The 6,165-nt window shown below is 73.4% G+C and carries 4 protein-coding genes and 1 pseudogene; 4 read left to right on the top strand and 1 reads right to left on the bottom strand.

Annotated elements, in window-relative coordinates; genetic code table 11:
- From ND747_RS19625 to ND747_RS19610, 4 genes are all read left to right on the top strand, one after another.
- Positions 1 to 1,136, top strand: a 1,136-nt coding sequence (locus ND747_RS19625) for a leucyl aminopeptidase (protein WP_251735268.1), incomplete at its 5' end; no start/stop codon positions are given.
- Positions 1,137 to 1,442: 306 nt separating this feature from the next.
- Positions 1,443 to 2,825: a dihydrolipoyl dehydrogenase gene (lpdA, locus tag ND747_RS19620; protein WP_251735266.1), complete on the top strand. Its 1,383-nt coding sequence runs from the start codon at positions 1,443 to 1,445 to the stop codon at positions 2,823 to 2,825.
- 186 nt (positions 2,826 to 3,011) lie between these two features.
- Positions 3,012 to 4,475: a 2-oxoglutarate dehydrogenase, E2 component, dihydrolipoamide succinyltransferase gene (gene sucB / locus ND747_RS19615; protein ID WP_251735265.1), complete on the top strand. Its 1,464-nt coding sequence runs from the start codon at positions 3,012 to 3,014 to the stop codon at positions 4,473 to 4,475.
- 98 nt (positions 4,476 to 4,573) lie between these two features.
- The gene (locus tag ND747_RS19610) at positions 4,574 to 5,494 is read left to right on the top strand and encodes a TIGR01777 family oxidoreductase (RefSeq protein WP_251735263.1); all 921 of its coding nucleotides are present in this window, start codon (positions 4,574 to 4,576) and stop codon (positions 5,492 to 5,494) included.
- Between the two features lie 63 nt (positions 5,495 to 5,557).
- Here the strand turns inward: ND747_RS19610 and ND747_RS19605 are convergent.
- Positions 5,558 to 6,165: pseudogene (locus ND747_RS19605) on the bottom strand (serine/threonine protein kinase); the annotation flags it as partial.

The raw sequence follows: 6,165 nt of genomic DNA, 5'->3' as shown, positions 1-6,165 counted from the left end.
TTGGCAAGTCCTCCCTGCTCGGCGCCTACACGTTCGACCGGCTGCGCACGGTCTCGGCGGCGGGCCGCGCGGCGCCGGTCGGCGAGCTCGTCGTCGTCGTGGACGAGGCGAGCCTGCCGCTGGCCACGGCCGAGGTCGACCGGGCCGTGGTCACCACGGCGGCGGTCCGGCTGGTCCGGGACCTGGTGAACACCCCACCGAGCCACCTGTCGCCCACCCTGCTCGCCGACCTGGCCCGCGAGCAGGCCGGAGCCGCCGGGGTCGAGGTCGAGGTGCTGGACGAGACGGCGCTGGCCGAGGGCGGGTACGGCGGGATTCTCGGGGTCGGCCAGGGGTCGGCGAACCCGCCGCGGCTGATCCGGCTCGCATGGCGCGGCGACGATGCCGAGCACCCGGCGCTCGCGCTGGTCGGCAAGGGCATCACGTTCGACTCCGGCGGCCTGTCGCTCAAGCCGTCGACGGCGATGGAGTGGATGAAGACCGACATGGCGGGCGCGGCGGCGGTGCTCGCCGCGGTGATCGCCATCGCCCGGCTCCGACTGCCGATCACCGTGGTCGGTTGGCTGCCGTGCGCGGAGAACATGCCCTCGGGCGCGGCGATCCGCCCGTCCGACGTGCTGACGATGCGCGGCGGCAGGCGGGTCGAGGTGCTCAACACCGATGCCGAGGGCCGGCTCGTTCTGGCCGACGCGCTGGTCCGCGCCGCCGAGGAGTCCCCGGCGATGATCGTCGACGTGGCCACGCTGACCGGCGCCCAGATCGTCGCGCTCGGCATGCGCACCAGCGGGCTGATGGGCCGCGGGGACGCCCTGGACGCGGTCGCGACCGCGGCGGCGGACGCCGGGGAGAGCGTCTGGCCGATGCCGCTGCCGCCGGAGCTGCGCAAGGGCCTGGACTCGACCGTCGCCGACCTGGCCAACGTCGCGCCGGGCGGCAACCGCGAGGGCGGGATGCTGGTGGCCGCCCACTTCCTCGGAGCCTTCGTCGCCGAGGACGTCGCCTGGGCGCACCTTGACATCGCAGGTCCCTCGTGGAACGGCGGTGAGCCCTATGGGCACACACCCAAGGGCGGGACCGGCGTGATCGTCCGCACTCTCGTGCAGCTCGCCGAGAACCAGGCCAACCACACCGGTTGAGGACGTCGCGGCCCGATCCGGGCGCATTCGCATCCGATACCACACCCGCACCCGCATCGGCCCGCGCCTCCTGCGGGCGCACGCGACGTATTGCACTCCCCCATCCGAGCGGCCGGTGGGTGGCGGCGTGAAAGACTGGGCTCGGACCGACGTGATGCGACAGTCGTGGCCCCAGAACGCCGGCCCAGCAGGCGATGGCCCAGCAGACGGTGGCCCACCGGCGGCAACGTCGTCCGACGCCGTCGTCTCGTGCCGGGCCAGCCAGTCCGGCGCGGTTCGTGAAGTCAACGAGAAGGGACCCAAGGCGTGGCGGACTCAGCGGCCGGTCCCGTCGACCTGGTCGTCCTCGGTGGTGGCAGCGGCGGGTACGCCGCCGCACTGCGCGCCGCCGAACTCGGCCTGCGCGTCGCCCTGATCGAGAAGGACAGGCTCGGCGGCACCTGCCTGCACCGAGGATGCATTCCGACCAAGGCGCTGCTGCACTCGGCGGAGATCGTCGACTCCATCAACGACAGCGAGTCCTTCGGGATCCGCTCGACCCTCGACGGCATCGACATGGCGAAGGTCCACGCCTACCAGGACTCGGTCGTCGCGGGCCTGTTCAAGGGGCTGACCGGGCTGATCCGCTCGCGCGGCATCGAGGTCATCGAGGGATTCGGCCGGCTGGTCTCCCCGACCGCGGTCGCCGTCGGGGACCGGGTGGTCTCCGGTCGCCATGTGCTGCTCGCCACCGGCTCGCAGCCCAAAACGCTGCCCGGGCTGGAGATCGACCACGAACGGGTGATCACTAGCGATGACGCGCTGACGCTCGACCGGGTGCCCGCCTCCGTCGTCGTGCTCGGCGCCGGGGCGATTGGCTGCGAGTTCGCCTCGGTCTGGCGCTCCTACGGCGCCGACGTGACGATCGTCGAGGCGCTGGCGCATCTCGTCCCGCTCGAGGACGAGTCCAGCTCCCGGCTGCTGGAGCGGGCGTTTCGCAAGCGCGGCATCGGGCTGGAACTCGGCGCCCGGTTCGCCGGGGTGAAGACCACCGACCACGGCGTGACGGTGTCACTGGAGAGCGGCACGACCATCGACGCGGAGCTGCTGCTCGTCGCGGTGGGCCGCGGACCGGTGTCGGCCGGCCTCGGTCTGGAGGAGGTCGGGGTCGCCACCGACCGCGGCTACGTCCTGGTCGACCGTGAGCTGCGCACCAACATCCCGACCATCTCCGCACTCGGCGATCTGCGCCCCGGTCCGCAGCTCGCCCACGTCGGTTTCGCCGAGGGCATCTACCTCGCCGAACGGCTCGCCGGGCGCAACCCCGTGCCGGTGGACCACGACAACATCCCCCGCGTCACCTACTCCCATCCCGAGGTCGCCTCGGTGGGGCTCACGGTGGCCGCGGCCCGGGAACGGCACGGCGAGATCCGCACCTTCACCTACAACCTGGCCGGTAACGGCAAGGCCCAGATCCTGCGGACCGCCGGCGCGGTGACCCTGGTGGCGCTGCCCGGCGGTCCCGTGGTCGGCGTGCACATGGTCGGCGACCGGGTCGGCGAACTGATCGCCGAGGCGGAGCTCATCACGAACTGGGAGGCCGAACCCGCCGAGGTCGCCCAGCTCATCCATCCGCATCCCACCCTGTCGGAGGCGCTCGGCGAGGCTCATCTCGCGCTGGCCGGCAAACCACTGCACGTCCACGGCTAGCCGCGGCCGCGGGTCGCCCAGCTGGCCACGGACCCCGCATCCGGCCACCGACGCAACAGACGTACCACCGCTGGCAGACACCACCGCCAGTGTGCCCACACCCCAGCACGCAACGACACGGCATCAAACGCTCCGGCCGGCCGCTCGCGCGGTGCATGCCGGTTGCGACGAAGGAGTCGTTCCAGCATGTCTGTATCTGTCACGATGCCCCGGCTCGGGGAAAGTGTCTCCGAGGGAACCGTCACCCGTTGGCTGAAGCAGGAAGGCGAGCGCGTCGAGGCCGACGAGCCGCTCCTCGAGGTCAGCACGGACAAGGTCGACACCGAGATCCCCGCCCCGGCCTCCGGCGTCATCAGCTCGATCAAGGTTGCCGAGGACGAGACCGTCGAGGTCGGCGTCGAGCTCGCGGTCATCGATGACGGGTCCGGCGGTTCCGCCCCCGCCGCCGAGGCCGAGTCGCCCGCGGCGCCGGAGCCCGAGCCGGAACCCGAGCCGGCCCCCGCGCCGCCCCCGCCCCCGGCGCCGGCAAAGCCCGCAGCAGCGGCCCCCCCGCCGCCGCCCGCGCCCAAGCCCGCCCCGCCCGCACCGGCTCCGCAGCCGGTGCCCGCCCAGGCGGCCAGTGCCCCGGCGTCTACCACCGCCGCGAACGGCGACGGTGGCATCGGCCGTTACGTCACCCCGCTCGTGCGCAAGATGGCCGTCGAGCTCGGCGTCGACCTGGCCGACGTCGCCGGTACCGGTCCCGGCGGTCGGATCACCAAGCAGGACATCCAGGACGCGGCCCGTTCCGGCGGCGCCCCGGCCACGCCGTCGAGCTCCGCCCCGGCCCCCGCTCCCGCCGCGACGTCCGCCCCGACCGCGCCGTCCGTGGCCCCGGCCACGCCGTCCGCGGCCCCGGCCACGCCGGTGAGCTCCGCCCCGGCCCCCGTACGCGGGCGCACGGAGAAGCTCTCCCGGCTGCGGGCCCTGGTCGCCCGCCGGATGGTGGAGTCGCTGCAGATCAGTGCGCAGCTGACCACCGTCGTCGAGGCGGACGTCACCCGCATCGCGAAGCTGCGTGATCGGGCCAAGGCCGGCTTCGCCGCCCGCGAGGGCCTCAAGCTGTCGTTCCTGCCGTTCTTCGCGCTTGCCACCTGCGAGGCGCTGCGCGAGTTCCCGCAGCTCAACGCCAGCATCGACGTGGACGCCGGGACGGTGACCTACCACGGTGAGGAGAACCTCGGCATCGCCGTGGACTCCGAGCGTGGGCTGGTCGTGCCGGTCATCCACAGCGCGGGCAACCTGAACCTGACCGGCCTGGCCCGCAAGATCGACGATCTGGCCAGCCGCACCCGCGCGAACAAGATCTCCCCGGACGAGCTCGGTGGCGGCACGTTCACCCTCACCAACACCGGCAGCCGGGGCGCCCTGTTCGACACGCCGATCCTCAACCAGCCGCAGGTCGGCATCCTCGGCACCGGCATCGTGGCCAAGAAGCCGGCGGTCATCGACGACCCAGACCTCGGCGAGATCATCGCGGTGCGTTCCACGGTCTACCTGTCGCTGACCTACGACCACCGCATCGTCGACGGCGCGGACGCCGCCCGCTTCCTCACCTTCATCAAGCGGCGGCTCGAGGAAGGTGCCTTCGAGGCCGACCTCGGCCTCTAGCCACGGGGATCCCGGACCGGCCCGGGATCCGGACCACGGGCGCACCTCGTGGCCGGTCGGCTCGCGTTGTCGACGGCGACCGGCCACGATGGTCAACCATGCGCATCGTGGTGACCGGGGCGTCCGGTCTGATCGGCTCGGCGCTCGTGCCCGCCCTGCGTGACGACGGGCACGAGGTGGACGTGTTGGTCCGCCGGCCACCCCGCGCCCACGGCGAGATCCGCTGGGATCCGGGCGCCGGGCGCCTCGATCCGGCGACGCTGGCCGGCGTCGACGCCGCCGTCCACCTGGCCGGCGCCGGCATCGGCGATCACCGCTGGACCGCGTCCTACCAGCGGACCCTGCGGGACAGCCGGATCGACGGCACCGGTCTGCTCGCCCGCACGCTCGCCGGGCTCTCCCCGCAACCGCGGGTGCTGCTGTCCGGCAGCGCCATCGGCTGGTACGGCACCGCCGCGGGCGGCGACACAGGTCCCCTCGACGAGTCGGCACCGGCCGGCGACGGCTTCCTCGCGCACCTGGTCGAGGACTGGGAGGCCGCCGCCCAGCCGGCTCGAGACGCCGGCATCCGGGTCTGCGCACTGCGCACCGGCGTCGTGCTCGCCGCGGACGGCGGGGCGCTTGCCCGGCAGCTGCCCCTGTTTCGCCTCGGCCTCGGCGGACGGCTCGGTTCCGGCCGGCAGTGGCTGAGCTGGATCACCCTGACCGATCAGGTCCGAGCACTGCGCTTCCTGCTGGAGGCCGGTCCCGGCGATGCGGTGGCGGGCCCGGTGAACCTGGTTGCGCCCGAGCCGGTGACCAATGCCCGGTTCACCGCGGCGCTCGCCAGCGCGCTGCATCGACCGGCGTTCGCCACCGTGCCACGGGTCGCGCTGCGGGTCGCCCTCGGCGGATTCGCCGACGAGGGGGTACTGGCCTCACAGCGGCTGTCCCCGACGGTGCTGACCGAGGCGGGCTTCCGCTTCACCCATCCAGGCATCGAAACGGCCCTGCGCGCGGTACTGGCCCGCCAGGCCTGACCCGCACCCACTCGGTCTGCGGCCTCGGCTGCTGACCTTGGCTGCCGACCTTGGCCGCCAGCCTCAGCTGGCGACGGTGAACGACTGCGACACCCGCCAGCCCGCGGCGGTGTGCACCAGCACGAGATCGCGCTGCAGGGGCGCCTTGGCGTCCTGGTGGCCGACGACCTGACCGCGGACGTCGAGGAAGTCGTAGGCCTCCAAGCGGTCGGTGACCCGCAGGGTGACCTGCTCGGAAGAGCTGGACCGTACCTGCAGGGCGAGGATCTCGGTGCGCAGCGGCGACGAGTGCGCCCCCCGGCCGACAATCGTGCGCATGAGCGCCACATCGTCGGTATAGGCCCGGCTGCCAGGTGCGTCCGAATCCGCCAGCGTCGCCTCCCGACCCTGTTCGAACGCCTTGCTGCGGGCCGTGTTGAGTCCGCCGAGCACGCCGCGCCAGACCTGCTCCGGCGAGCGGCCCGCGACCGGCGACGCCGTCGGCTGGCCCGCGGCCCCGGACGCCGTCCCGGCCGCACCGGACCCGACCGGGGCTGTGGCCGACGACGGGCCGGCGGGCGGGGCGCTGCTGGCCGGGCCGGCATCGTCGCCGGACGGACCGGTCAGCAGCAGCACGGCGGCCACCACCGCCACGAACAGGCCCACCCCGGCGATGACCGGAAACAGCCAGC

Source organism: Frankia sp. R82, from assembly GCF_023716925.1.
Classification (GTDB): domain Bacteria; phylum Actinomycetota; class Actinomycetes; order Frankiales; family Frankiaceae; genus Frankia.
This window is presented reverse-complemented; position numbering and strand designations above follow the sequence as displayed.